The following is a 24,983-nucleotide window of genomic DNA, read 5'->3' as shown; positions in this document are numbered from 1 at the left end:
CATGGCCGATACCTCCGTGCCAATGAAGACGCACGCCATAAACATGCGCGACCCCTCGCCGGGCGTGGTGCTGCGCTCGCTCGTCATCGGCCTCACGGCCTTTCTCACCGTGGTCGACCTGTTCGCGACACAGGCCATCCTGCCCTCCCTGACGAAGCATTATGATGTAACCCCGGCCGCGATGGGTGTTGCGGTCAATGCCAGCACCCTGGGCATGGCAGTCGCAAGTATCGTGGTCGGCTCCCTTAGCCGGTATATCGACCGTCGGTTCGGCATCCTCGTGAGCCTCGTTCTGCTCGCGGTTCCCACGACGCTGCTGGCGGGCGCACCCGATCTTACCGCGTTCACCATCCTGCGTGTGTTGCAGGGACTTTGCATGGCGTCGGCCTTTGCCTTGACGCTGGCCTATCTCGGCGAGCAATGCAGCTCGATGGACGCCGGCGGCGCGTTCGCGGCCTATATCGCCGGCAATGTCGCCAGCAATCTGATCGGCCGGTTGTTGTCGGCCGCGCTGGTCGATACGTTCGGGCTGGCGTCGAATTTCTATTTCTTCGCACTGCTCAATCTGGCCGGTGCGGCGCTGGTGTATTTCACGGTGTCGCGCGCCAGGCCGATGCATGCGATGCCGGCGGCGCTGTCTCCGTTCGAGGCAAGCATCGCCCATTGGCGCAACCGGTCGCTGCGCGCCGCCTACGCGATCGGATTCTGCATCCTGTTCGCTTTCATCGGCACCTTCACTTTCGTCAACTTCGTTCTGGTTCGCGAGCCGCTGTCGCTCGGACGAATGGACCTCGGGCTCGTCTATCTCGTCTTTGCACCCTCCGTGATCACGACGCCGTTTGCCGGAAAAGCCGTCGCACGGTTTGGCTCCCGGCAGGTGATCTCTGGTGCGCTCGCGCTCGCCGCGATCGGCCTGCCCATGATGTTGTCATCGCATCTTCCGTACGTACTCGCCGGCATGGTGCTGGTCGGCGTCGGCACTTTCTTTGCGCAGGCCGCGGCGACGGGTTTCGTCGGTCAGGCCGCGCAGGACAACCGCGGCGTCGCCAGTGGGACCTATCTCGCCTGTTACTTCTTCGGCGGCATGGCGGGTAGCGCCGTGCTCGGCCAGCTGTTCGACCGTTTTGGCTGGAGCGCCTGCGTCGCGGGCGTCGGAGCGTCGCTCGCGATCGCGGCAATGATGACCACACAACTCAAACTTCCATCTAACAGAGGAGAGACGCCAATGATGCCGGCAATGACGGCCGATTGATCACAGCGATTTGTTCACCACCGTTCGATCGTCATTCGTAACGAAGGCCGATCGATCAACGTAATCGAAACAGCGGCTCACCGCTAACACGCACAACAAAGGGTACTGAACATGACAACCAAGAATCTGCGCACCTTGCTCTCGATTTCCGCTCTCGCTCTCTCGGTCGGGCTTGCCTCCGCGCCCGCTGCCTACGCGCAGGACAAGGTGGGCAAGGACGGGATGGCGAAAGATGCGATGTCCAAGGACGGCATGAAAAAGGACGATGCGATGTCCAAGGACGCGATGAAGAAGCACGACGGCATGTCGAAGGATGCGATGTCGAAAGACGGCATGAAGAAGTAAGGTCCGGTCGCCAGAAAGCTGCAGGCTCGGTTCAATGAAGCGAGCCTGCTATTCTTCCCTTGTCATGGCATGGGCGAGGCGCCGGATGACGGGCGCCGCGAACAGCACGACCGGCAGCATCAGCATCCAGGCGAACAGCCAGGCTTGCAGCCAGTGCATCACGAAATGGCCGGACCCGACCAGCGGAAAGCTGGCGATCGCCGCCGCTATCGCGCAGGTCAACCCCGACTGGATGAAACCATAGACAAAATGGCTATAGCGCCGCGGGATTCCCAACATACGAGCCTCGACAGGGATAGTTCCCTGTCAGGAAGCAAGAGCTATGCCTAACATGGTTGCCGCGATTGCGTCCCCGCCGGACCAGCCACTCTATCCGGCGAGCATCAGCCGCGCCGCGCGGCTTCGATCTTGGCGACGTCGATTTTCTTCATGGTCATCATGACATCGAAGGCGCGCTTGGCTTCAGCGCCGCCGGCCGCCATCGCCTCCAGCAGCACGCGCGGCGTGATCTGCCAGGAGACGCCCCATTTGTCCTTGCACCAGCCGCACGCACTCTCCTGGCCGCCATTGCCGACGATGGCGTTCCAGTAGCGATCGGTCTCTTCCTGGTTTTCGGTGGTGATCATAAACGAGAATGCTTCGGTCTGCTTGAACGCGGGGCCGCCGTTGAGGCCGATACAGGAGACGCCGGCAACCGTGAAATCGACCGTCAGCACGTCGCCCTTTTTGCCGGACGGGTAGTCACCGGGGGCATGGTGGACGGCGTGCACGGCGCTGTCGGGAAAGACTCCGGCGTAGAAGCGGGCGGCCGCCTCGGCGTCCTTGTCGTACCAGACGCAAATCGTGTTTTTCGCAATCTTCTTGGCCATTTCACATCCTTTCGGTTCGCTTGGCTGCCGCTTGCGGTATCCAGCCGGCCTGATCGGCCCGGCGAAACGACGAACGGGGTCGGCCGAATCCGACATCGTCCTACGGCTTTTTTTTGGTTGATTTGCAGGGCGCCAACCTGTGTCTTCTACGTCCGACGACGCGGAACCTCCGCGGCATCGATGCGCAGGTGGCGCCGTGTCAGCCGAACACGCCCGACCATGCCAGTCCGAAGCACACCATCAGGGCGCCGCCGAGCGCCAGGCTCGGCCGATCGGTGACGGCAAAAGCCACGGGATCGTCGTGCAGCTCGCTGCGGCCGCATTTCAGCCAGATCCGGCACACGAACAGGAACAGGATGGCCGGAAAGGCCCAGAGCCAGGCGGTGTTGCCGTAAAAACTCTGCCGGAAGGCGTCGTTGATGATGTAGAGCACCATGATGAGCACGGCGGCCACCCCGGTCGCCATGCCGATGCCCATGATGAGCGGCAGGTCGATGGACTTATAGCCGCGGCCGCGGACTTCGGTTCCGCCGCGCTCGATGACGCGGGCGACCTCGGTGTGGCGTTTGGCGAAGCTGAGCGAGGCGAACAGGAACATCGCGAACACCAAGAGCCAGGGCGACGGCGGCGCCCCTGACGCCACGATGCCCGCGCCGAGGCGCAGCGTGAACAATCCGGCGAGAACAAAACCGTCGAGAATGGGGATGCGCTTCACCGCGAACGAATAGAGCAGGGTTACGGCCAGATACAGCAGCACGACGGCAACGGTGGCCGGCCCGGCCAGCGCCGCCACGGCGATGCCGGCGAACAGTCCGATCGGAACGGCGGCGATCGCCGTTGCAAGCGGCAGGCGTCCGCTCGCCAGCGGCCGGTTTCGCTTCGACCAGTGGCTGCGGTCATCGGTCAGGTCCCAGATATCGTTGACGAGATAGGTGGATGAGGCGACCAGACCGAGCGCAAGGAACGCGCATGTCGTCGCGTAGACCGCGTCGACGTGGGAGACCAGTCCAGCGAGAACCAGCGGCACGAAAACCAGCGCGTTCTTCGCCCATTGGTGCGGGCGCATGCTGCGCACCAATGCACGGATCCGGGACGGCCGCGGGAACACCCTGGCGACGGTCGCGACGCTGGCGGCGGCGTGCTCTACCGAACTTGCCGCTTCTACAACGATGGCATTGTTGGCGCGGCGCCAGATCGGAATATCGGCGCGGGCATCGCCGGCATAGTCGAATCCATCAGGGAATCTTTCAGCGAGAACCTGTGCCTTCGCTTCGCCCTTCAGGTTGCGCAGGCCGTCGCTGCCGATGACGCCGCGAATGAAAGCAATCCGCCGCACAACCTTTTCCGCGACCTTGGCGTCGGCGGCGGTGGCGACATAGACCGGCCGTCCGCTCGCCGCGATATCGGCCGCGTAGGCGAGCAGTTCTTCATTGAACGGCAGAACTTCCGGTTCGATGTTCGTCTCTTCGGCGAGACGGCGCTTGAGATAGGCGCGGCCACGCAGCATCCACAGGCCGATCTCGAACAACCGCCACGGCGCGGCTCGAAGCAGCGCGAGCACGGTCTCGAGCAGCATGTCCGCGCGGACCAGCGTGCCATCGAGATCGAGGATCAGCGGCCGCGGTTGCGGTGCCTCGCGCGGATCGGAGAGTGGCGAATCGGAGAGTGCAAGCGGCAGGGGTAAGGTAGACATGCGGGCCCTTTCAGCGGGTACGGCTGTAGAAATCCCAGCAGGGATGCAGCTTGTGTCGCGTGAACTCCCGTTCCAGCACGGTGCGGAAGGTCGCAGGATTGGTGTCGGTCGCGCCCGGGAGAATGCAGGTGCGGAAAAACACACCGTCCGCGTCCGCCAGATAGGCTGACGCGTCGGCTACGGAGAAGGCCGGCACGGTTCGGCGGAAATCCATCGCCAGCGTGGTGCCGCGCGCGGGTGTCAGGCCGAGAAGCCGCGGAAAGGATTCGGCGAAATCGATGGTCGTATAGCGCTGCGCCTTGGTCGCGTAGCCAAGCCGCTGGAAGTTCACGCCGGCCTCGGCAACGCTGATGGCCCATGCCGCGCGCGTGGCCGGGCTGGTGCTGCCGGGATCGCCGTCGAGATCGAAGCCGTTGTTGGCGGTCTCGTCGAGGAAAGGCAGCCATTCGGATTGCAGGCGCGTCATCAGCCGGGAGCCGGCGAGGGTGGCTGTTGGTACGCGCATGCCCGGAAGGAACGTCGCAAAGCCGTGGTCGGTCGTGCCCTGCTTTTCCCTTACAAAGGTCGAAACGACGCGCTTTTCGACGACATCGGCCACTGGCAGCACCAGCGTCGCGCCGAGGACCGCCGCGGCGATCAGACGCCAGCCACGGGTCGTGCGCAGGCTCGGGTGGAAAAGGACGGCCGCGGCGGCCATCAAGCCGACGCCGCCGGTGTTCTGACTCTCCGCGGCCAGTGCGACCGCGACCAGCAGCGCTGCGTCCACGACGAAGGCTTCGCGGGCGAGGGTGTCGCGCACGAAATTGAGCGGACGCCGAACCGCCGCGGTGAAATCGAGTTCGCGGGCCGCGAGCACGACGATCGTGATCGTGACCACAAGCGGCAGCCAATTGCGAGCCGCGGAGGCGGCGAGCCGGAAAGCGGCGCCGCCCCGGTTCAAAGCACTCATGGAGACGATGTCGTGCAGGTAGCCGGAGACGAGCCCTCCGGTCGCCAGTTCGACCAGTCCCGCCAACGCTGCGGCAACGAACAGCATGGCGAACAGCGCGGCGGCTCGCGCGCGACCGAGCAGCACGGCCGTAACGACGAGGCCGAGCATTGCGATAGCGGCGGTGATCTTGATGAAGATCAGGGCGGTCAGCAGGTAACCCAGCAACACGCCGTCGCCACGGGCCTTTGGCAGCACATACCACAATGCTGCCAGGAACAGGATCGCGGTGGCGAAACGGTTATAGGTGGCAAAATAGCTGATCTCGGAGAGCATGGTGGAGTCGAGCGTGTAGGGCACCAGAACCACCACGGCGAGAACCGCGAAGCTGGCGGCGAAACCCCAGGGCGATTGAATGCGCGATGCGATGACGGCGAACGGCGGCACCACCATCAGCCACGCCAGCGCGTGCAGGCCGATGAACGGCTGCCCGCCGGGAAACAGACGTTCGGCAAAATGGGTCAGATAAAGCGTGAGCGCGCCGATCGGCGAAGAAAAATCGACGTGCGGAATTTGGCCGTGGCCGATGCGATAGGCGCCATCGAGGATGAAGACGAAATCCCACACCGCGCGGCCGTAGGGAACGACGTGGACCATGGCCGCAACTGCCACGACCAGGACCGTGAAGGCTGCAATCGCGGCGATCCGCCAATTGAAAGGTGCTGCCCGGGACCTGATGAGGTCATAAATTGCTTCCGACATATCGAACCCTCAGCTATCGCGCTTCGGTCGATATGGTCTTTTGGAGCGGGAGCAAACTCGATTTAAGAATTACGGTAACTATTTAAGATGAACGTTCATCGCACTGCTTTGCGGCGTCTCAGAGTGACGCTGTTGACACAACAATGTCGATCATTGGCACACAATTTCGGCGATCGATCGCTTGCAATCAGCGGCCCGCGAACCGTCCCAGCGTGTTGAAGCGCGCCTTCTGCTCGCTGGCCAGCGTGGCATAGAAATCGTCGAGCGCCGGCTGCACCAGCTTGGCTGACTGCAGCATGGCCTCGAGCCGCTTCTCCATCGCCTCCAGGCGTCCGACCGGCGTGAGCGGCACGTCCACCGGACAAGCCGCCTGCAGCGTCTGAACGGCCTTCTCCGTCGCGTCGCGCAGGCGGTCGAGCGCTTCCTTTTGCTTGCCCGCCGGACGTATCACCGTCTCGATCCGTTCGATCGGCAGGTTGGTCAGGCTGGGCTTCGGCTCGCCGCAAGTATCCTGCGCGTTTGCTTCCTGCTGCGGCTGCGGTTTCGAGCGATCGCCGATATCAGGACCGAGCGCGTTGAAGCGAGCCTGTTGCTCGTCACTGAGCGCGCCATAGAATTTCTCCAGGGCCGGCCGCACGGTCCGCACCGCCTCGAGCGTGGCGCTGATGCGCTTCGTCATCGACCGCAAGCGGCCGGGCGGAGTCATCGCATACTGATCGCCGCAGGATTCCTTGAACGCGGCAGCGGCCATTGCAGCTGCGTCCTTCAACTCGTCGAGCAATGCGCGCTGCTCGGACGTCGGCCGCACCGCTTCCTCGATTGAAGCAATCGGCCATGCGGTGATGCCCTTTTCAGGCGCTTCGCACAGTTGCCTGAGAGCCTGTTGGCTCATGCCCGAGCTGTCGCGCGGCCGGGAGCCGCCGATCACGCCGTCGCTCTCCTGGCGCCCGGTCGGGCTGAGCCTGGCGTAGGCGGAATACGGACTGTCCGCGCCCCAGAACACGGTATCGACGAAGTCATCATAGGCGTAGGCCCAATAACCGACGTCGTAGCCGGAGGGCCAGAACGTGTATTCGAAAATGTCGGAATAGGCATAGGGCCAGAACACGTGGCCGGCCCACGGCACGAATGCCGCGCGCAGGCCGCGCTTCCAGGCGTGGCGGGGAGCCCAGCCATGCCGCCCGCCCTCGAGCGCCGCCTGGACCTGCGGATCAGGATTGCTGCGGAAGCGTTCGGCAAACCGCCCGCGGGCGGCGGCCTGCACGGCTGCACCGACGGTCTCGGCCTGCCTGCCGGAAGGCGGCGGCATTCCCAATTCCTGCCGGCGCGCCACATCACGTTGCTGGAGGCGCTGCTCGCGCTGGAGCTGCCGCTGTTCGGTTTGCAGCAATCGTTGCTGCACGCGTTGCGCCCGCACGCCATCCGGCTGGCGCGCCTGCAGCTCCTGCACGCGCTTCTGCAAGCGGTCGATGCGCTGCTCGCGTTGCGCGCTCTCCCGGTTGAGCGTGTCGCGCTGCCGTTCCTGCGCGGTTTGCTGGAGCCGCTGCAGTCGCTCCTCGCGCTGGAGCTGCCGCTGTTCCGTCTGCAGCAAGCGTTGCTGGGCGCGCTGGGCGCGCTGGTCTTGCGGTTGTTGAGATTTCAGGTCCTGCACGCGCTGCTGCAGCCGGTCGATGCGCTCCTGGCGCTGCGCGTTGCGGGGCGAAAGCCCGTCGCGCTGCCGCTCCTGAATCGCCTGCTGTGGCGGCTGAATGCGCTGCTCGCGCTGGCCGATCCGATCCTGCCGGGATGGAACCGCGGCAGCTGGTGCGCTTGGGCGCGGTGGTGCCGCGATCCTCGGAGCGGCCGGGCGCGGTGGCGCCGCGATCTGCGGCGCCGGACGCGGCGCCATGGCCGGACGCTGTTGCGGCGGAGCCGGACGCATTGCCGGCGCGGCGGGCCGCGCCATGGCAGGCGGCGGTGCAGGGCGGGCCATTGCAGGAGGTGGGGCGGGCCGCGCCATGGCGGGTGGCGGGGCGGCGGGCCGCGCCATGGCGGGGGGCGGGGCGGCAGGACGGGCCATGGCGGGTGGCGGGGCGGCAGGCCGCGCCATGCCGGGCGGCGGACCCGCGGGCCCGCCCGCGCCCGCAGGCGGACCATGCCTTTTCTCCTGAGCCGCGGATGAGCCGACGCTCGCCGCGACCATCGAAACGCCGAGAAGAAATGCTGAAAGGCGAAGGCTGGGTGCAAGCATGATCGTCGCTACCTGGCAGCTCGTTAGTCGCCCGTCACGCTCAACGCGCGAGCGCGGCAATCGGTCTATGACCGCCATTGCGGCTTTGCGACGCAGGCTGGCGGCGCGCAAGCCTGACGAAACTCAAGACCGGACGAAACTCAAAATCGGCGCAGGACTTTTTACGGTTGGCGGGTCGATTGCACGTCGAGCCGCTCGGCCTCAGCGGTCGCAACCACCGCCGCTGTTGCAGTGACGGCCAGGGCCACGATTGCGAAGGCAAGTCCGATGAATCTCAAGCCGCGCGTATCCGCCATCGGTCAGACCCTTATCCAAACGCATATCGAAGCGACGTCGCGACGCCGGCTGCCATGAGACTTGCAATGGCGGCCAGCGTCCAATCCGGTCGCGCGCTTTGTATTGCGAGTCCGGTCAGGGCCTTTGCAAAGCTTGCCATCACCAACTCTCGGATCCCAGGCGATCCAGATACGAAAGGCCGGAGCATGTCAGTTCTTCGGGATCGCTTTCACCAGCCTGCCATTTTCCGCTCAGGTACCTCTCAAGCGAGCAACGACGCGGATCGGCCGCGTCCACATCATCGTGCGTGGCCAAGTGCACTGTCCAGGCTCGATCGACAGCAGTCTTCAGCGGAAAATCGTCGTCCATTTCGAACTCCAAAATCTGTCGCGCTTACATTCAATTCGATCGGGCGACAAAAGTTGCCACTTTTTCCCGAGAATATGTTTCATCCCGGCGGATCGGATCGAAGGCCGGCGCTGCCACGGGGCTATGTCGATCGAGGAACCGCAGACCGGGAGCAACGTTTATTCCGGTCAACATAGGGAGCATCGTTATGCGTTCAATCGTCCTGGTTCTGGTCATTCTGCTGACCGAGACCTCGCTGTCTTTTGCACAGGGTCACAAGGGTACACCGCAAGAACAGCAGGCCTGCACACGAGATGCACAGCGCTTTTGCCGAAAGCAATTGGGCGATGATGGAGCGGTTCAAACATGCCTGCAACAGAACAGGGCCAAGCTGAGCTCGAGCTGCCAAAAGGTATTTGCCAGCCGCGGCATGTGAGGCGCTCTTTTCTTGAGTCAGCGCGTTGCAACGCGCCGGATTCCGAACGCGATGGTGAGCTTGTTGCCGTCGATCTCCACGGCGTGCCGTAGCCGAATTTCTGATGAAACACGCGATCGTCCCGAGAACTCCGAACCGTGCCGGTGGATTTGGCGGGCCAGTTCGCCCTCGATCAGCATCGTTGCCGAAAAGCGGACGTTCGAGCCCGATTATTCTGACGAACAACGGAAGTCACAATCCGCTTACTCGATTACTTCGTCGGCGCGAGCGAGCAACGGCTCTGGAAGCAGTAACCCAATGTTGGTCGCAGCCTTGCGGTTAATGACGAGTTCGAATTTCGTAGGTTGTTGGAACGGAATATCACCGGGTTGCGCACCCTTGAGGATTTGATCAATCGTACGGGCGACTTGGCGAAAAATCTCCAGAAAGTCGATGCCATAGGCCATGAGCCCGCCGGCCTCCACAAATGAACGAAATGGATAAATGGCCGGCAGCCGGTACTTCTCAGCCAGTTCGCCGATTAGTTGTCGCTTCGTAATGTGTTCCGGACTGCCATCGACAAAGAGCGCGTCGGCGCCTTCCTGTGACATGAGGGCGAAGACACGACGATATTCTGGCTCGCTCCCACTATCGAGAAAAGAGGAGCCCACTACACTGATGCCTGCTTTCTCCGCCGTCGCCTGCATTGCAGCTCCTTCGGGGTTTCGTCGCAAAGCCAGAATTCCCAGCTTCGATATTGCTGGGGCGACCTCCCGGAAAAGCTGAAGCCTCTTGCCCCAAATCTCCAGTCCGGCATCGACGCTGACACCTGTGATATTGCCACCCGGCCGTGCCATGCTTGAGACAAGGCCCAGATCGACCGGATCGCTGGTCATCGCAACGATCGGGGTGGTGCGGGTCGAATCTTTGAGAGGGGCCACCATCCACACCGTGATCGCAAAAATCAGATCGAGACTGCGAGTTGAGACATCACGGGCGAGTTTAGGATAGCTCTCGACACGCCCTTCGCCGGAATAGCGCTCGATTGTCAGGTTCTGTCCCTCGACATAGCCGTGCCGGCGAAGCTCCTGGAAGAATTCGCGCCAGTACCGGAAACTGCTGACTTCGGTCAGCTCAGCTACCGGATGCGATGGATGCAATATCGCGATCCGGTATACTTTCTTCGATTGTTGCGCCCGTGCCATCAACGGGAGCAGAGCGACCGTACCAATGGTTCCAATGAACTCGCGCCGTTTCATTCGATGACCTCTCACTGGATCTGAGCCGGCCGCTGAAGATCTCTTCACGAGCGAACTTACCGGACGCGACCAGCTGTGACGAATCGCCTATTGGGCTGCACCGCGCTTGCGGACCTTGAATCCGATGAGGGGCGTTAGTTCGGTCAGGTCCTCTGTCATACTTGATCGCAACAAGCGACGTTGCTTTGCGCGCATTTCCGCGGCGATGTGTGCGGAGAAGTCAACTTACCGGCCAAATGCAGTCATGGTATCAGGGCTTGCCGAATTACGGTCAGTCGCTGGACGCCGTGTTTTCGCGGCTGATGGGTCGAATCCACTCGTTGCCCTCAAGCGGTCGACGCGAATCGTGGACCGACTGGAGACCGCACCATCATGAAGAACTTGCTGCTGCTCGTGCTTTCCATGGTTGCCGTCGCGCGGGAAGCGACCGCACAGGACACCGAATGTGTCCGCGAACGCGCCGCCATGGTCGAAACCATCCGGGCCCACGCCCGGTCCTACGCCAGTGGTTTGGGACAGCAGGCCCTGTCGGAGAGGGTCCTCGAGGCCATGGGGCAAACGAAACGCCATCTGTTCATCCCTGAGCGATCTTGCTCCATCGCATACGCAGACAGGCCGCTTCCGATCGGCCTCGGCCAGACCATATCGCAGCCGTTCGTCGTCACCTTGATGACTGAGTTAGCCCGCATCGCTCCGGATTATGTCGTGCTCGAAGTCGGTACGGGCTCGGGCTATCAGGCCGCCATCCTTGCGCACCTGGCGCGAAAGGTCTGCACAATCGAGATTATCCCGGCATTGGCCGAGACGGCTGCGAAAACACTGAGAAACCTCGCGTATGAAAACGTAAGCGTCAGGCTTGGCGACGGTTATGGTGGCTGGCCCGAATGCGGTCCGTTTGACGCCATCGTCGTGACCGCCGCGCTCGGGCAGCCACCACCGCCGCTGATTGAGCAGCTTAAAGTGGGTGGTCGGCTCGTCATGCCGGTCGGGCCCGCTTACACCACTCAGCACCTCACGGTCGTCGAAAAAATTGCCCCCGACAAGACGACAACGCGCGCCGTCGCTCTCGTGCGCTTTGTGCCCTTTACGCGTTCACATGATTAAGAGCCGGTATGGCGGCTAACTCCAAACTCACAGTTGAAAACAGAACGAGGAAGCCATGAGCGATGCGAGGCTAAAACATTACGGTTGGGGCCGCGAAGACGAAGGCATGACTGCTGAGGAGCAGGCCTTTGTGCTCGGCCGTTACCGCGCAAAATTTGCACGCGATGCATTCGAGACAAAAGCTGTCCCGCGTCTCGAGGACCTGGCGCTGCGCGCGCCGCGCGTGGCGCCGCCGGCCTCACTTGCCGCTTTCTGCACGAGCGAACGCTACGATCGCGTCGCGCACGCGTATGGCAAATCCTATCCGGACTACGTGCGAGCCATGCTCGGCGACTACGACAGCGCGCCCGACGTGGTCGCCTATCCACGCAACGAAGCAGAGATTTCCGCTGTGATGGATTGGGCCGGTGGTGCCAGCGCCTCGCTTACGCCATTCGGGGGCGGGTCGAGCGTCTGCGGCGGTGTCGAGCCGCGAGTCGACGGGCTTCGCTATAAGGCAGCGATCACTCTTGACCTCCGTAATCTCGGTAAGGTTATCGAGGTGGATCAGATATCGCGCGCCGCACTGATCGAAGGTGGTGCCTATGGTCCCTCCCTGGAGAGCCAGCTTAAGCCGCATGGGCTCACGTTGCGGCATTTTCCACAAAGTTTCGAGTATTCAACCCTTGGCGGGTGGATCGCGACGCGATCGGGCGGCCATTTCGCTAGTCTCTACACGCATATTGACGATTTCGTCGAAAGCCTGCGCGTCGTAACCCCGCGCGGCGTGCTGGAAACGCGCCGCTTGCCGGGATCGGGTGCCGGACCGAGCCCCGACCGCATGTTCATCGGCTCGGAAGGCACGCTCGGGGTGATTTCGCGCGCCTGGATGCGATTGCAGCCACGCCCGAAATTCCGTGCCGGCGCATCGGTTCGTTTCCATTCGTTCTTCGGTGCGGCGCGCGCGCTGCGCGCCGTCGCACAGGCCGGCCTCTATCCATCGAACTGCCGCATCCTTGACGCGCAAGAGGCATTCAACACCGGCGCCGCCGATGGCAGCGTCGCGATCATGGTGCTGGGCTTTGAATCCGGCGACCATTCACCGGACGCCTGGATGGCACGCGCGCTCGAATGCTGCGCCGACCATGGCGGGACGCCGGAGGTCGCAAAGGCCGGCGATGCACATCTCGAAGGCACGGCAGGAATCTGGCGCAATGCATTCATTCGTATGCCCTATGCGCGCGAGTTTCTGACGCCGGCCGGTCTCATCAATGACACCTTTGAGACCGCTATCACCTGGGATCGGTTCGAAAGTTTCCACGATGAAGTGAAGGCGGCGACGGAGCGTGCGATCCTCCAGGCGACTGGCGTAAAAGGCGAGGTCACATGCCGCTTCACCCATGTCTATCCGGACGGGCCCGCACCGTATTTCTCCTTCCACGCACTCGGCCGCCACGGTGCTCTTCTGGAGCAGTGGCAGGCGATCAAGAATGCGGCCAGCGATGCGCTGATTGAGGCGGGTGGTACTATTACGCATCATCACGCTGTTGGCCGTGATCATCGGCCCTGGTACGATCGGCAGCGCCCGGGACTTTTCGCGGCCGCGTTTAGGGCAGCAAAAAGAGAACTCGATCCGCAAGGCATGCTTAACCCGGGAGTGCTCATCGATCCGCAAGGCTGATCGACGCGCCAGCGGGGTTTGGCTGCGAGGGTGTGTCGAATGATTGTGCCATCCGCTGCGGTGCACGAGTCCGTTGTTGGCAAATAACCGACATGGCTGGTTTTCCGGTAAAGTCCCGTTTTTGGACTCATAGCGTCACGTGCCCACCGTCCTGGGTATTTCAGTTTTCCGTCACGGCCAGCGCCGTCTCACCGGCAATCTCGTCGGCTCGCCAGCAGCGGACCGCGTGTCCGTCGGGGCGCGTTTCGAGCGATGGCCGGGGCTCGCGACGACACACGGCTTCGGCGTAACGACAGCGCGGACTGAACGCACAGCCGTCCGGCGGATTGAGCGGATTGGGAAGCTCACCCGGTATCGTAGCAAGCGGCGCGCGGCGCAGCGGATCGGGAATGGCGGATATCAGGGTCTGCGTATACGGGTGCGCCGGCCGTTCGAAGATCTCGCGCCAGTGGCCGCTCTCCACAATGCGGCCTAGATACATGACGGCGACCCGGTCGCTCATGTGCTCGACCACGCCGAGGTCGTGGCTGATCATGATGTAGGAGAGGCCGAGCGTTTCCTTCAGTTCCAGCAGCAGATTGATGATCTGGGCGCGGATCGAGACATCCAGCGCCGATACGGGTTCGTCACAGATGACGATCCTGGGATTGAGGATCAGCGCGCGGGCGATGCCGATGCGCTGACGCTGGCCGCCCGAGAATTCATGCGGGTAGCGGCCGGCCTGTTCGGGCCGCAGGCCGACATGCCGGAGCATCGTGGCGACACGGTCGTCGACCTCGCTCTTGGCCGTCACGCCGTGCAGGCGCAGCGGGTCTTCCAGCGTGCGGCGAACGGTCTGGCGCGGATTGAGCGAGGCATAGGGATCCTGAAACACGAATTGCACGATACGGGCCAGCGCCTTTCGATCGCCCGATCGCCCTCCCGTTACGACCTGTCCGTCCAGCACGATGCGGCCCCGTGTCGGTGCCTGCAGGCCCAGTATCGAAAGCGCCAATGTCGACTTGCCGCATCCGGATTCGCCGACAAGACCGAGGCACTCGCCGCGCTTCAGTTCGAGATCGACGCCGTCGACCGCACGGAGCAGCCGCCGGCCGCCGCCCAGCAAGCCGCCACCAACGGGAAAATGGACCGCGAGATCCTCTACGCTGAGGATGACATCGTCGCCGGGTCTTACCGCCGGTTCATGCATGGTGATGGCACCTGACCAGCCCGCCTGCACCGAGCAACGTCGTCGCCGGCTCGGTGGTCCGGCAAACGTCGGTCGCCCGCGCGCAGCGTGGATTGAACCGGCAGCCGTCCGGGAAATCCGTGATCGCCGGCACGACGCCCGCAATCTCCGTCAGCCGTGTCCGGCCAAGCGCCGCGCGGCTCCCGAGCCGCGGAAGCGAGTCGACCAGGCCTTGCGTGTAGGGATGCGCGCTGGCGCGGAAGATGTCGTCCGAGCCGCGCTCCTCGACGATGCGGCCGGCATACATGACGGCGACGCGGCGGCACACATTGGCGACCAGGCCGAGATCATGGCTGATCATCAAGATGGCGGTGCCTCGCTCGGCGCATAGATTGCGCATCAGCTCGATGATCTCCGCCTGTACGGTGACGTCGAGCGCGGTGGTCGGCTCGTCGGCGATCAGAAGATCCGGCCCGCATGCGAGAGCGATGGCGATCATCACGCGCTGGCGCATGCCACCCGAAAGCTGGTGCGGGTAATCCTTCACCCGCCGCTCGGGTGCGGGGACGCGGACGCTCGCCAGCGCTTCCACCGCAAGTCGGTTGGCTTCCCGCCAGTCCTTGCCCTGATGCAGCACGAACATCTCGGCGATCTGCCGGCCCACGGGCGAGACCGGATTGAGCGCCGTCATCGGCTCCTGGAAGATCATGGCGATGCGGTTGCCGCGCAGTGCGCGTTGCTCGGCCGCCGAAAGGCTCTGGATTTCCCGGCCGTCAAATCGGATGGCGCCGGCGCCGATCGAAAGCGGCTGGCGCAACAGGCCGATCAAGGCGAGCGCGGTAATACTCTTGCCGCAGCCGGATTCACCGACGAGTCCAAAAGTCTCGCCACGGTCGATGCGGAACGAAACGCCCTCGACCGCCGCAACATGGCTGGATCGATAGTTGAGATCGATGCGCAGATCCTCGACTTCGAGCAGAGGGGGCCCCGTCATGTGCGCCGGCTCCGCGACTGCGGATCGAGAACGTCACGCAAGCCGTCGCCGAGCAGATTGAGACCGAGCACCGTCAGGAAGATGGCGAGGCCGGGGAAGATCGACAGCCACGGCGCCGTCGTGATCTGGTCGCGGGCTTCCGAGAGCATGCTGCCCCAGCTTGGATAGGGCGGGCGGACCCCGAGGCCGAGGAACGAAAGGGCGGCTTCGGCCAGTATTGCGCCGCCCATGCCCAGCGTGCCGATGACGATGATCGGGCCGACCATGTTCGGCAGCAGCTGGGTGATCATGATACGCAAATCGCCGTAGCCGAGCACTTTTGCGGCCTGCACATAGCCCTGGCTCTTGAGCGAGAGCGTCGACGCCCGTGCGATCCGGCAGGTGAAGGACCAGTTGGTCAAGCCGAGCGCGATGAGCAGGCTGGTCAGGCCGGGTCCAAGGACCGCCATGATGGCCAGCGCAAAGATCAGCGACGGGATCGCGAGCATGAGATTGGTCAGGCCATTGACGAAATCGTCCCACCAGCCGCCCCAATAGCCCGCGGTCAGGCCCAGTGTCACGCCGATGACGCTGTTGACGAGCTGCGAGACGATGCCGACCGTCAGCGAGATGCGCGCGCCGTGCACGACGCGGGAATAAATGTCGCGGCCCTGCGCATCGGTGCCGAACCACCAGATCCAGCTCGGTGGCTCCTCGGCATTCAAGAGGTTGGCATCCATGACGGGATCGGTATGCGCCAGCCAGGGCGCGAGCAGGCCGACGAAGATCGCAAGCGCGAACAATGCCCCGCCGATAACGAGATTGGCCCCTAACCTCATGCGTATCTGATCCTGGGATCGATCACGGCATAGAGCAGGTCGATCATCGTATTGATGGTCAGAAAGAACAGTACCACCACGAGGATGGAGCCCTGGACGGCAGGAAGGTCGCGCTGCAGCACACTGTCGACCAGCAGCGAGCCGATGCCCGGCCAGGAGAACAGTTTCTCGACAACGACCGCCTGTCCCATCAACGCGCCGAACTGCAGGCCGATCGTGGTGAGAATGAGGACGAGCGCATTGCGCATCACATGCCATTTCACCACCCGGGTCTCGCTCATGCCCTTCGAGCGCGCGGTACGGACAAAATCCGCGGTCATGATCTCGAGAACCGCGGCGCGCGTCGTTCGCGCCAGCAGCGCCATCGGCGAGACGCCGAGGGTCACGGCAGGCAGGATCAGATATTTGAGCCCGCCATCGCCATAGCCGAAACTCGGCAGCCAGCCGAGTTTCAACGCAAACAGGTACATCAGCAGCAGCCCGAGCCAGAATTTGGCCATTGAAAGGCCCGACACCGCCAGGACCATCGAGAGCGTGTCGACGAAGCTGCCCGGCCGCAGCGCCGCGATGAACCCCAGCGGTACGCCGATTACGATCGCAAACGTCATGGACGCGAAGATCAATTGCAGCGTCGGCCACATCCGTTTGGCGAGCATGGTCGTGACCGGCTCGCGGGTCCGGAACGACGTCCCGAAATCGCCGGTTGCGAGCTTGGCAATGTAGGAGCTGAAGCGGATGTAGACGGGCTCGTCGAGGCCGAGCTGCTTCTTCATGCGCTCGACGACCTGCGGGTCCGTCGGGCCGCGGCCGTCATCGTTCATGCTCGATATGATGCTGCCCGGCACGACGCTGAACAGCACAAAGATCACCAGCACGACGGCCAGCACGGTCGGAACGGTTTGCAGGATTCGACGGATCGCGAACGAAAGCATCAGACCTGTTCCTCCCTCCCTCTATCGTTTTTTGCGTTTTTACGATGGTGGGAGGGCGAGAGCGCGTGTCACTTGTAGGTCACTTGTAGGTCAAGTCACTTGGCGGGCGAGGTCTCGGCGACCCAGAGGTCTTCGGCGTTCTGGTGCGTCAGTTCGGTCGCGTTCAACTGGATCCCCTTCAGCCACGGCTGTACCGCCATGACCGCCTTGTTGTAGTTGAAGAACCAGACCGGCGCTTCGTCATAAAGCAGGGCATTGGCTTTCTCCATCAGCTGGACGCGCTTGGCGGCGTCGTCGGTCTGCCCGGCCTCATCGAGCAGCTTGTCGAAATCCGCGTTCTTGAAAGCCGTGTAGTTGCAGGCCGATTGCGGCGTCGACGAGTGGAAGCATTTCAGCGCGGCCTGAGGGTCCGGGCCGGTGGCCTGGGAATAGATGAAGGCCTGGAATTCGCCCTTGCGAGCGACCTCCGCCAGCACCGCGGTCTCGACCTGCTTGACCTTCACCTTGATGCCCACCCGGTCCAGCATCGGGATGATGGCCTCGACGATCGGCAGGCCCCAGCTTTCATTCTGGCTCGCCGTCCATTCGAATTCAAAGCCGGTGGGATAGCCCGCGTCCGCGAGCAACTGCTTTGCTTTCGCGGGATCGAAGGCGTAGGGCTTCATGGTCTTGTCGTAGGCGGGGGAGGTCAGCGGCAGCCAGCTGGTGGCGCGATAGGCCTTGTTCTTGACCAGCTTGCTGATGATCAGATCGGCATCGATCGCATGGTTGATGGCCTGCCGCACCCGCTTGTCGGAGAACGGTTTGAACGAAGGATTGATGCCCATGTAGCGCGTGAAGACCTCGGCGACTTCGACGATGGTACCCTTGAGGGCGGGGTCGGCCTGATAGGCGACGTACTGCGCGGGCCCGAGCACCGAGGTGTCGATTTCCTTGTTGCGGAACGCGACATCGCGCGCCGCGGCTTCGCCCATGATCGACACGATCATTTTGTCAGCGTACGGCTTGCCGGGCTTGTAGAACTTGTCAAACCGCTCCAGCACGACGCGCGATCCCGGCACGTGCTCGACAAACTTGAACGGCCCAAGGCCGATCGGCTTCTGGATGAAGCTGTCCTTGGCGCCCTCGTCGGCCGGATAGATCGAAGTCAGCGCGGTGAAGAAGTAGAAACCTGGATCGACCTTCTCGGTCAGCTTCATTTCGAGCGTGAAGTCGTCGATTTTCTTCAGACCGGAGATTTCCTTGGCTTTGCCCTTCTCGACCTCGGAGGCGCCCTCGATCATTCGGACAAAACGCGCGCCGGGATAGGCCTTGGCGCCGTCCATGATGCGGTTGTAGCTCCAGATCACGTCGTCGGCCGTCATCTTGCGACCATGGTGGAAATAAGCGTCGTCGCGCAACTTGAAGGTATAAACAAGACCGCCGCCCGAGACGATGGCCTCCTTGGCAAGCTCAGGAACCGGCTTACCCTCGGCGGAGTCCCAAATGTAGAGCGACCGATGCAGGCCCTTGGCGACGATCTCGTCCTGGGCGCGCTGCGTCGTATGAATGTCCATGCTGGTGAAACTCGAGCCATAGGGCGCCGTCATCCGAATGGTGCCGCCCTTGCGCGGTGTCTGGGCCTCCGCCGTGACTGATAGCGCCAGTCCCAAACCAGCCACGATCGCAATCTTCTTGAACATCATGTTTTCTCCAACCGTGCAGGAGCATTCCGGTTCGAGAGTTGATCACTCGCGGCCTATCGAGCGCAAGGTCTTCGTTTCGTGCTGATGGGCGGTCGGCGAACAATACTTGTGCGGTGCGCTATCCGGTCCGAGTGTCGTCGGGGGATGATCAGGATGCGCGTCACACGAAGTGGGCAGGCGCGCGAAATCTGAAAGCTCTACTCGCAGTTGCGGGTAGGTAAGCGTTTGCATTTGAACGGGTTTCAGCGGAGTCGTAACCCGGATGAGCGAAGCGATATCCGGGATCTTTCTGCTGGTTCCCCGCATGTCGCTTTCGCTCTTGCGGGCCACCGGCGGCAATCCTCTCCTCTCCCACAAGTGGAGAAGGGAAAGGATCGTTCTTTCACACCCGTTCCACGAAACTATCGACCACCTTCTTCTCGCCGGCCTTCTCGAAGGCGATGGTGAGCTTGTTGCCGTCGATCTTGACGACGTTGCCGTAGCCGAATTTCTGGTGGAAGACGCGGTCGTCGAGCGAGAATTCCGAAACGGTGCCGGTGGATTTAGCGACCAGTTCGCCCTCGATCACCATCGGCCCGCGCTTGGTGCGCGAGAAGCCGCTGGCAGTTTCGCCGCGCAAATCTGAAAACGGCGACTGGCTTTCCTCAAATCCGCCGCGGCCGTGACGGCCGCCCTGGTTGTTGCGCGCGCGATTGGCCTGCGCGCGCTGCCAGCCCGGCGTGGTGTAGCTGGAGCCGAAGGATTCGACGTTGTCGAAGCGCGAGGCGCCGTAGCCGCCAGCGCCGCCCCAGCCGGAGCCGCCCTTGGATTCCGTGATCTCGACATTGTCAGCCGGCAATTCGTCGAGGAAGCGCGACGGGATCGTGGTCGACCAGGTGCCGTGAATGCGGCGGTTGGTGGCGAAGTACAGTTTGGCGCGACGGCGCGCCCGTGTGAGCCCGACATGGGCGAGGCGACGCTCTTCTTCGAGGCCGGCGCGGCCCTGTTCGTCGAGCGTGCGCTGGCTCGGAAACAGGCCTTCCTCCCAGCCGGGCAGGAACACGTTGTCGAATTCGAGGCCTTTGGCCGAATGCAGCGTCATCAGCGACACGGCCTCGTCCTCGGCGCCGCCGTCGCGGTCCATCACCAGCGAGATGTGTTCGAGGAAACCCTGCAGGTTCTCGAACTCCTCCATCGAGCGCACCAGCTCTTTGAGGTTATCGAGCCGTCCGGCGGCATCCGCGGAGCGGTCCTTCTGCCACATCTCAGTATAGCCGCTCTCGTCGAGCACGATTTCGGCGAGCTCCGTATGCGCGGTCACCTCGCGCTGGGCGCGCCAGCGGTCGAAATGCAGGATGAGATCGCGCAAGGAGCCGCGCGCCTTCGGCTTCAGCTCATCGGTCTCGACCACGGCGCGGGCGGCCTCGAACAGCGGAATGCGGCGCTTGCGGGCGTGGTCGTGCAGCATCTGCACGGTGGCATCGCCGAGCCCGCGCTTGGGCACATTGACGATGCGCTCGAAGGCGAGATCGTCGGCCGGCGAGTTGATCACGCGCAAATACGCCAGCGCGTCGCGGATCTCGGCGCGCTCGTAAAACCTTGGACCGCCGATCACGCGATAGGGCAGGCCGAGGGTGACGAAGCGATCTTCGAACTCGCGCATCTGGAACGAGGCCCGCACCAGGATCGCGACCTCGTTGAGGTTGTCGCCGGCGCGCTGCAGTTCCTCGATCTCCTCGCCGATGGCGCGGGCTTCCTCTTCGGAATCCCAGGACCCGGTTACGGTCACCTTCTCGCCGTCGACATCCTCGGTGCGCAGCGTCTTGCCGAGCCGGCCTTCATTATGCGCGATCAGATGCGAGGCGGCGGCGAGGATATGACCGGTGGAGCGGTAATTGCGTTCGAGCCTGATAACCTTGGCGCCGGGAAAATCGTGCTCGAAGCGCAGGATGTTGTCGACCTCGGCACCGCGCCAGCCATAGATCGACTGGTCGTCGTCGCCGACGCAGCAGATGTTTTTCGGCGCGGCCATCGCGGGCAGGGCAGTCCCCTCGTCATTCCGGGGCGCACCGCTAGGTGCGAACCCGGAATCTCGAGGTGAGTCCACTTTATTTCCAGGTTCCGGGTTCGCATCTTCGATGCGCCCCGGAACGACGGCTGGATCAAGCGGCCCCGGAATAACGGAAGAAAGCGGCACGCTTGGCTTGCTCGGCGCCTGCGACAGCAGCCGCAGCCACAGATATTGCGCGACGTTGGTGTCCTGATATTCGTCGACCAGGATGAACTTGAAACGGGTCTGGTATTGCCGGAGCACATCGGGGTGCTCGCGGAACAGGCGGATGTTCTCCAGCAGCAGATCGCCGAAATCGGCGGCGTTGAGGATCTTCAGCCGCTCCTGATAGCTGGCGTAGAGCTTGCCGCCCTTGCCATTGCCGAACACGGCGGCTTCGCCCGCAGGCACCTGCGCCGGCGTCAGGCCGCGGTTCTTCCAGCCGTCGATCAGCCCGGCCAGCATCCGCGCCGGCCAGCGCTTGTCGTCGATGTTCTCGGCCTGCAGCAATTGCTTCAGCAAGCGGACCTGGTCGTCGACGTCGAGCACGGTGAAATTGGATTTCAGCTGCACCAGTTCGGCGTGGTAGCGCAGGATGCGTCCGCCGATCGAGTGGAAGGTACCAAGCCACGGCATACCCTCGACGGCCTGGCCGAGCATCTGGCCGAGCCGCAGCTTCATCTCGCGCGCGGCCTTGTTGGTGAAGGTCACGGAGAGGATTTCGTGCGGCCGCGCCCGGCCCTGGCTCAGGATATGGGCGATGCGGGTGGTCAGCACGCGCGTCTTGCCAGTGCCGGCGCCGGCCAATACCAGCACCGGGCCGTCCAGCGTCACGACAGCGTCGCGCTGCTCCGGATTGAGCCCGCTGAGATATTGCGGGGCCGCCGTGGCGCGCGCACGCGCGGCGATGCCGCCAGCTGCGGGCTGGTGCTCGGGAACGCCGTGATGGGGCAGCTTGCTCGGCTCTGTCATGCGAATCGTCTTGTCCCCACGATGGCACCGTGAGGCGGTGAAGGGGAGCCTTCTTAGCAGGGATTAAGCGCCATATAGGGCCTGTCCGGCTGTTTTGACAGGTTTAATCCGGCGTTATCCCTGCGCCTTATTTCGCAGGCGCCCGCGATTTTGTTCCGCATTGCTGGCAAATATTCCCGGTTTCGCACCCAGGAACCATCGCTGCCGGGGCGGATTGTTTTGGCATGAGCAGGCGCGATCCTCTTAGCCGCGCCGATCGCAACCAAACAGAGGTGGTGTCATGCTGAGCTGGGTCGTTACGTTTCTGGTCGTCGCATTGATCGCGGGTATTTTGGGCTTCGGCGGCATCGCCGGCGCCTCCGTCGAAATTGCCAAGACGATCTTCTTCATCGCCATCATCCTGTTCCTGGTCTCGGCGGTGGTTGGCCTCGTGCGCGGACGGGGACAGGTTTAGCGCTCCGTCGTCCTGACAGGATGACGCCTGCATAATAGCAAAAGCTATTTCGAGGGCATCGCCACCTTCCGGCCGGTGCCCTCGGGACGTGGAACGGCCGCATGGCTATCCACCACCGCTTGGATGCGGGCGCGGATATCGGGCGGAAACGGCGCGGCCTTGCGCGTGTTCATGTCGATGTGAATGGTCATGTTCTCCGAAGTCGCGGAGATCCAGCCCTCGGTGGCGTGGCGCAGCTCTTCAAAGGTGTGAATGCGCTTCTCGTCGGCCGCGAGCAGATAGACCGTAACCTGCACGGGATCGCCGAGGTGAATCTCGCGCAAATACCGCACATGGCATTCGGCGGTGAAGGTCGAGCCGTGGCGCTCTTTCAAATAGCCGGGGCCGATCCCGAGATGCAGCCACATCTGGTCGATCGCGCGATCCATCATCACGTTGTAATAGGCCATGTTGAGATGGCCGTTGTAATCGATCCATTGCGGCTCGATCTGCATCACCGACGACAGGAACGGTGCTGAAGGCAGGGGCATATCGGATAGTTTGTTTTTGGCGGCTGAAGCTGACGTCATCATCCATCCCTGTTTGGCCAATCTCTCTTGACCCCTCATATATCCTTTGCCACGGTCCGCTCAAAGCCGGGAGGAATTTTGCGTGGCGATGACGATATCGGGCAATGAGAAGCGGCCGGAACCGCAGGCGCTGGCAAGCGCCGTTGAGGCGCTGGCGGCACGGTTCGGCAACCGGCTGATCACCTCGCAGGCGGTGCGCGAACAGCATGCCCATACCACCACCTGGCTGCCGACCCAGCCGCCCGATGCCGTGGTGATGGCGCAGGAAACCGCCGATATCCAGGATGTGGTCCGGATCTGCGCCAGGCATACCGTTCCCGTCATCGCGTTCGGCACCGGCACCTCGCTGGAGGGGCAGGTCAACGCGCCGGCCGGCGGCATCTGCATCGATCTGCACGACATGAACAAGGTGCTGGCAGTCCATGCCGACGACCTTGATTGCGTGATCCAGCCCGGCGTGACCCGCAAGGCGCTGAACGAGCATTTGCGCGACCAGGGCGTGTTCTTCCCGATCGACCCCGGCGCCGACGCCTCGCTCGGCGGCATGGCCTCGACTCGCGCCTCCGGCACCAACGCGGTGCGTTATGGCACCATGCGCGACAACGTGCTGGCGCTGAAGGTCGTGCGCGGCGACGGCGAGATCATCACCACGGGCACGCGGGCCAAGAAATCCTCCGCCGGTTACGACCTGACGCATCTCTTCGTCGGCGCCGAGGGCACGCTCGGCATCATCTCCGAACTCACCATCAAGCTGCGCGGCATTCCGGAGACGATCGCGGCCGCCGCCTGTTCGTTCGAGACGGTGCGCGGTGCCTGCCAGGCGACGATCCTTGCAATTCAAACCGGCATTCCCGTCGCGCGCATCGAGCTGCTCAACGCCGAGCAGGTGCGCGCCTGCAATTCCTATTCGAAATTGACCCTGCCGGAGACGCCCTTGTTGCTGCTGGAATTCCACGGCAGCGCCAATGAGGTCGCGGAGCAGTCGAAGAATTTCAAGGAGATCGCTGGTGAATGCGGCGGCGGCGATTTCACCTGGACCACCAAGCCGGAGGACCGCACCAAACTCTGGCAGGCGCGGCACGACGCCTATTGGTCGGTGAAGGCGCTGCGTCCCGGCGCCGGCGTGGTTGCGACGGATGTGTGCGTGCCGATTTCGCGGCTGGCCGATTGCGTCACCGAGACTGAAGAAGATCTGAAGCGGCTCAACCTGCTGTCGCCAATCGTCGGCCATGTCGGCGACGGCAATTTCCACTGCTCGCTGGTCTGCGACGTCGACAATGCCGACGAGATGGCCCGCGGCGAAGATTTCATGCACCGCCTGGTCGAACGCGCGCAGGCGATGGGCGGCACCTGCACCGGCGAACACGGCATCGGGCAGGGCAAGCAGAAATACCTGAAGGCCGAACTCGGTGATGAGGCGATCGACGCCATGCGCGCGCTGAAGAAGGCGCTCGATCCGCAAAACATCTTCAACCCGGGGAAGATCGTGCCGACGGTTTAGGGCCGGGCACAAATTCTCCCGCGAATTCCCCGAAGGCCCGTGCACTCCCCGCTTCGCGAGTGGAACTTTTGCTCCCTGTCGACGTCTGGGCGGCCCTACCTTCGAGTGTAGCGATCGGCAAGCGTGGAGGTCACGGCGGAGGCCATGGGCATTTCGTAGATGGCCGCCCGAGCTCATGGAGGCCGGCCGCACGCCAAGAGCAACGATCCGGATTTGCAAACCTCTGTTGCCGGAATGTCACCATCGATTGATTTTCCCGGATGAGAATGCGGCCGCTGATCGCACGATCGCATTGTTTGTCTTGCAAACGCGCTGGCTGCTGATTCCATGCAATGGTTCAAAAAGGACGTACCCGCACCCAAGGATATCTGGGACGAGCCCATCGAGGGGCCGATCGGAGATCTCCAGGCTGCGAACAAGATACGGGAAATCTGCCGTTCTGCGGCCAGCAGTGCGGAAAAGATCAGCGGTGCTGCCGACCGTTCGAAAATCAAGTCCGAAATCGAACGTTATGAGCGCGCGGCGAAAGCCGCTATGCAAATTGCCATGAAGATTTCCGATGGTCTGTTGCGAGACACCGCCGTGCGGCAGATCCTCGAACTCTGCCTCCAAGCCAATCACACCACGACCGCGCGAACGCTGTTTCGCGCCATCCAGTCCAAATCGATCAGTGACGACGTGCTGAAGCAGCATCCCTCGCTGGGCACGGCGTAGCCGCAG

Annotated in this window: 23 protein-coding genes; 8 read left to right on the top strand and 15 right to left on the bottom strand. The window is 63.0% G+C overall.

Annotated features, from left to right (window positions below):
- Position 1: 1 nt before the first annotated feature.
- Positions 2 to 1,252, top strand: a complete 1,251-nt coding sequence (locus tag JQ558_RS01815; protein WP_212292669.1) for an MFS transporter — start codon at positions 2 to 4, stop codon at positions 1,250 to 1,252.
- Between the two features lie 111 nt (positions 1,253 to 1,363).
- A complete protein-coding gene (locus JQ558_RS01810) occupies positions 1,364 to 1,597 on the top strand; it encodes a pentapeptide MXKDX repeat protein (RefSeq protein WP_212292668.1) in 234 nt (77 codons plus the stop codon).
- 48 nt (positions 1,598 to 1,645) lie between these two features.
- Here JQ558_RS01810 and JQ558_RS01805 read toward each other — a convergent pair whose 3' ends face one another.
- The 7 genes from JQ558_RS01805 to JQ558_RS01780 form a co-directional block, all read right to left on the bottom strand.
- Positions 1,646 to 1,876 carry a DUF2798 domain-containing protein gene (locus tag JQ558_RS01805; RefSeq protein ID WP_212292667.1) on the bottom strand — a complete coding sequence of 77 codons (231 nt, stop codon included), beginning with the start codon at positions 1,874 to 1,876 and terminating at the stop codon, positions 1,646 to 1,648.
- 104 nt (positions 1,877 to 1,980) lie between these two features.
- On the bottom strand, positions 1,981 to 2,454 hold the full coding sequence (locus JQ558_RS01800; protein WP_212292880.1) for a VOC family protein: 474 nt from the start codon (positions 2,452 to 2,454) through the stop codon (positions 1,981 to 1,983).
- 211 nt (positions 2,455 to 2,665) lie between these two features.
- Positions 2,666 to 4,159 (bottom strand): UbiA family prenyltransferase, encoded by a 1,494-nt coding sequence (locus tag JQ558_RS01795; RefSeq protein ID WP_212292666.1) that lies wholly within the window; start codon positions 4,157 to 4,159, stop codon positions 2,666 to 2,668.
- 10 nt (positions 4,160 to 4,169) lie between these two features.
- Positions 4,170 to 5,849, bottom strand: a complete 1,680-nt coding sequence (locus JQ558_RS01790) for a hypothetical protein (protein ID WP_212292665.1) — start codon at positions 5,847 to 5,849, stop codon at positions 4,170 to 4,172.
- Positions 5,850 to 6,036: 187 nt separating this feature from the next.
- A complete protein-coding gene (locus tag JQ558_RS01785; protein ID WP_249142277.1) occupies positions 6,037 to 7,938 on the bottom strand; it encodes a Spy/CpxP family protein refolding chaperone in 1,902 nt (633 codons plus the stop codon).
- A 302-nt stretch (positions 7,939 to 8,240) separates the two neighbouring features.
- A complete protein-coding gene (locus tag JQ558_RS37805) occupies positions 8,241 to 8,375 on the bottom strand; it encodes a hypothetical protein (protein ID WP_283813732.1) in 135 nt (44 codons plus the stop codon).
- A 139-nt stretch (positions 8,376 to 8,514) separates the two neighbouring features.
- Positions 8,515 to 8,724: a hypothetical protein gene (locus JQ558_RS01780; RefSeq protein WP_212206942.1), complete on the bottom strand. Its 210-nt coding sequence runs from the start codon at positions 8,722 to 8,724 to the stop codon at positions 8,515 to 8,517.
- Positions 8,725 to 8,911: 187 nt separating this feature from the next.
- On the opposite strand from JQ558_RS01780, the gene JQ558_RS01775 reads away from it, so the two are divergent.
- Positions 8,912 to 9,139 (top strand): cysteine rich repeat-containing protein, encoded by a 228-nt coding sequence (locus JQ558_RS01775; RefSeq protein ID WP_212206943.1) that lies wholly within the window; start codon positions 8,912 to 8,914, stop codon positions 9,137 to 9,139.
- A 242-nt stretch (positions 9,140 to 9,381) separates the two neighbouring features.
- Here JQ558_RS01775 and JQ558_RS01770 read toward each other — a convergent pair whose 3' ends face one another.
- On the bottom strand, positions 9,382 to 10,377 hold the full coding sequence (locus JQ558_RS01770; protein WP_212292664.1) for an ABC transporter substrate-binding protein: 996 nt from the start codon (positions 10,375 to 10,377) through the stop codon (positions 9,382 to 9,384).
- A 372-nt stretch (positions 10,378 to 10,749) separates the two neighbouring features.
- Between JQ558_RS01770 and JQ558_RS01765 the strand changes: the two genes are divergently transcribed.
- Both JQ558_RS01765 and JQ558_RS01760 read left to right on the top strand, forming a co-directional pair.
- A complete protein-coding gene (locus JQ558_RS01765) occupies positions 10,750 to 11,481 on the top strand; it encodes a protein-L-isoaspartate(D-aspartate) O-methyltransferase (RefSeq protein WP_212206945.1) in 732 nt (243 codons plus the stop codon).
- Positions 11,482 to 11,536: 55 nt separating this feature from the next.
- Positions 11,537 to 13,141: an FAD-binding oxidoreductase gene (locus JQ558_RS01760; RefSeq protein WP_212292663.1), complete on the top strand. Its 1,605-nt coding sequence runs from the start codon at positions 11,537 to 11,539 to the stop codon at positions 13,139 to 13,141.
- A 160-nt stretch (positions 13,142 to 13,301) separates the two neighbouring features.
- Here JQ558_RS01760 and JQ558_RS01755 read toward each other — a convergent pair whose 3' ends face one another.
- The 6 genes from JQ558_RS01755 to JQ558_RS01730 all read right to left on the bottom strand — a co-directional run bounded on the left by JQ558_RS01755 (position 13,302) and on the right by JQ558_RS01730 (position 21,739).
- Positions 13,302 to 14,330 carry an ABC transporter ATP-binding protein gene (locus tag JQ558_RS01755; RefSeq protein WP_212292662.1) on the bottom strand — a complete coding sequence of 343 codons (1,029 nt, stop codon included), beginning with the start codon at positions 14,328 to 14,330 and terminating at the stop codon, positions 13,302 to 13,304.
- Positions 14,323 to 15,303: an ABC transporter ATP-binding protein gene (locus JQ558_RS01750; RefSeq protein WP_212292661.1), complete on the bottom strand. Its 981-nt coding sequence runs from the start codon at positions 15,301 to 15,303 to the stop codon at positions 14,323 to 14,325. Before JQ558_RS01750 ends, JQ558_RS01755 begins: the two co-directional genes overlap by 8 nt.
- Positions 15,300 to 16,121 carry an ABC transporter permease gene (locus tag JQ558_RS01745; protein ID WP_212206948.1) on the bottom strand — a complete coding sequence of 274 codons (822 nt, stop codon included), beginning with the start codon at positions 16,119 to 16,121 and terminating at the stop codon, positions 15,300 to 15,302. The genes JQ558_RS01750 and JQ558_RS01745 overlap by 4 nt, the downstream gene beginning before the upstream one ends.
- A complete protein-coding gene (locus JQ558_RS01740) occupies positions 16,118 to 17,053 on the bottom strand; it encodes an ABC transporter permease (protein WP_212292660.1) in 936 nt (311 codons plus the stop codon). The genes JQ558_RS01745 and JQ558_RS01740 overlap by 4 nt, the downstream gene beginning before the upstream one ends.
- A 95-nt stretch (positions 17,054 to 17,148) precedes the next feature.
- A complete protein-coding gene (locus JQ558_RS01735) occupies positions 17,149 to 18,738 on the bottom strand; it encodes an ABC transporter substrate-binding protein (RefSeq protein ID WP_212292659.1) in 1,590 nt (529 codons plus the stop codon).
- 382 nt (positions 18,739 to 19,120) lie between these two features.
- Entirely contained in the window at positions 19,121 to 21,739 is a 2,619-nt protein-coding gene (locus JQ558_RS01730) for an ATP-dependent helicase (RefSeq protein WP_212292658.1), read from the bottom strand.
- A gap of 280 nt (positions 21,740 to 22,019) precedes the next feature.
- Here JQ558_RS01730 and JQ558_RS01725 point away from each other — a divergent pair, with 280 nt between their 5' ends.
- On the top strand, positions 22,020 to 22,193 hold the full coding sequence (locus tag JQ558_RS01725) for a DUF1328 domain-containing protein (protein WP_212292657.1): 174 nt from the start codon (positions 22,020 to 22,022) through the stop codon (positions 22,191 to 22,193).
- A 44-nt stretch (positions 22,194 to 22,237) separates the two neighbouring features.
- Here the strand turns inward: JQ558_RS01725 and JQ558_RS01720 are convergent, their stop codons facing one another.
- Entirely contained in the window at positions 22,238 to 22,723 is a 486-nt protein-coding gene (locus JQ558_RS01720; protein WP_212206952.1) for a thioesterase family protein, read from the bottom strand.
- A gap of 127 nt (positions 22,724 to 22,850) precedes the next feature.
- Between JQ558_RS01720 and JQ558_RS01715 the strand changes: the two genes are divergently transcribed.
- Positions 22,851 to 24,263, top strand: coding sequence for an FAD-linked oxidase C-terminal domain-containing protein (locus tag JQ558_RS01715; protein ID WP_249142314.1), 1,413 nt, complete (start codon positions 22,851 to 22,853; stop codon positions 24,261 to 24,263).
- Positions 24,264 to 24,590: 327 nt separating this feature from the next.
- Positions 24,591 to 24,977 (top strand): hypothetical protein, encoded by a 387-nt coding sequence (locus JQ558_RS01710; RefSeq protein WP_212206954.1) that lies wholly within the window; start codon positions 24,591 to 24,593, stop codon positions 24,975 to 24,977.
- Positions 24,978 to 24,983 lie beyond the last annotated feature (6 nt).

Origin of the sequence: Bradyrhizobium sp. AUGA SZCCT0160, assembly GCF_018130105.1 — a bacterium.
Taxonomy (GTDB): domain Bacteria; phylum Pseudomonadota; class Alphaproteobacteria; order Rhizobiales; family Xanthobacteraceae; genus Bradyrhizobium.
Note: the sequence above shows the minus strand (reverse complement) of the source record. Positions and strands in the feature narration are given on the sequence as shown.

What these genes read in the sequence shown, in the direction of transcription:
- JQ558_RS01710 (WP_212206954.1), top strand. Translation starts at nt 24,591, where the DNA reads ATGCAATGGTTCAAAAAGGACGTACCCGCACCCAAGGATATCTGGGAC.
- JQ558_RS01815 (WP_212292669.1), top strand. Translation starts at nt 2, where the DNA reads ATGGCCGATACCTCCGTGCCAATGAAGACGCACGCCATAAACATGCGC.
- JQ558_RS01740 (WP_212292660.1), bottom strand. Translation starts at nt 17,053, where the DNA reads ATGCTTTCGTTCGCGATCCGTCGAATCCTGCAAACCGTTCCGACCGTG.
- JQ558_RS01810 (WP_212292668.1), top strand. Translation starts at nt 1,364, where the DNA reads ATGACAACCAAGAATCTGCGCACCTTGCTCTCGATTTCCGCTCTCGCT.
- JQ558_RS01780 (WP_212206942.1), bottom strand. Translation starts at nt 8,724, where the DNA reads ATGGACGACGATTTTCCGCTGAAGACTGCTGTCGATCGAGCCTGGACA.
- JQ558_RS01805 (WP_212292667.1), bottom strand. Translation starts at nt 1,876, where the DNA reads ATGTTGGGAATCCCGCGGCGCTATAGCCATTTTGTCTATGGTTTCATC.
- JQ558_RS01745 (WP_212206948.1), bottom strand. Translation starts at nt 16,121, where the DNA reads ATGAGGTTAGGGGCCAATCTCGTTATCGGCGGGGCATTGTTCGCGCTT.
- JQ558_RS01755 (WP_212292662.1), bottom strand. Translation starts at nt 14,330, where the DNA reads ATGCATGAACCGGCGGTAAGACCCGGCGACGATGTCATCCTCAGCGTA.
- JQ558_RS01795 (WP_212292666.1), bottom strand. Translation starts at nt 4,159, where the DNA reads ATGTCTACCTTACCCCTGCCGCTTGCACTCTCCGATTCGCCACTCTCC.
- JQ558_RS37805 (WP_283813732.1), bottom strand. Translation starts at nt 8,375, where the DNA reads ATGGCGGATACGCGCGGCTTGAGATTCATCGGACTTGCCTTCGCAATC.
- JQ558_RS01735 (WP_212292659.1), bottom strand. Translation starts at nt 18,738, where the DNA reads ATGATGTTCAAGAAGATTGCGATCGTGGCTGGTTTGGGACTGGCGCTA.
- JQ558_RS01730 (WP_212292658.1), bottom strand. Translation starts at nt 21,739, where the DNA reads ATGACAGAGCCGAGCAAGCTGCCCCATCACGGCGTTCCCGAGCACCAG.
- JQ558_RS01750 (WP_212292661.1), bottom strand. Translation starts at nt 15,303, where the DNA reads ATGACGGGGCCCCCTCTGCTCGAAGTCGAGGATCTGCGCATCGATCTC.
- JQ558_RS01785 (WP_249142277.1), bottom strand. Translation starts at nt 7,938, where the DNA reads ATGGCGCGGCCTGCCGCCCCGCCACCCGCCATGGCCCGTCCTGCCGCC.
- JQ558_RS01760 (WP_212292663.1), top strand. Translation starts at nt 11,537, where the DNA reads ATGAGCGATGCGAGGCTAAAACATTACGGTTGGGGCCGCGAAGACGAA.
- JQ558_RS01765 (WP_212206945.1), top strand. Translation starts at nt 10,750, where the DNA reads ATGAAGAACTTGCTGCTGCTCGTGCTTTCCATGGTTGCCGTCGCGCGG.
- JQ558_RS01770 (WP_212292664.1), bottom strand. Translation starts at nt 10,377, where the DNA reads ATGAAACGGCGCGAGTTCATTGGAACCATTGGTACGGTCGCTCTGCTC.
- JQ558_RS01775 (WP_212206943.1), top strand. Translation starts at nt 8,912, where the DNA reads ATGCGTTCAATCGTCCTGGTTCTGGTCATTCTGCTGACCGAGACCTCG.
- JQ558_RS01715 (WP_249142314.1), top strand. Translation starts at nt 22,851, where the DNA reads ATGACGATATCGGGCAATGAGAAGCGGCCGGAACCGCAGGCGCTGGCA.
- JQ558_RS01790 (WP_212292665.1), bottom strand. Translation starts at nt 5,849, where the DNA reads ATGTCGGAAGCAATTTATGACCTCATCAGGTCCCGGGCAGCACCTTTC.
- JQ558_RS01720 (WP_212206952.1), bottom strand. Translation starts at nt 22,723, where the DNA reads ATGCCCCTGCCTTCAGCACCGTTCCTGTCGTCGGTGATGCAGATCGAG.
- JQ558_RS01725 (WP_212292657.1), top strand. Translation starts at nt 22,020, where the DNA reads ATGCTGAGCTGGGTCGTTACGTTTCTGGTCGTCGCATTGATCGCGGGT.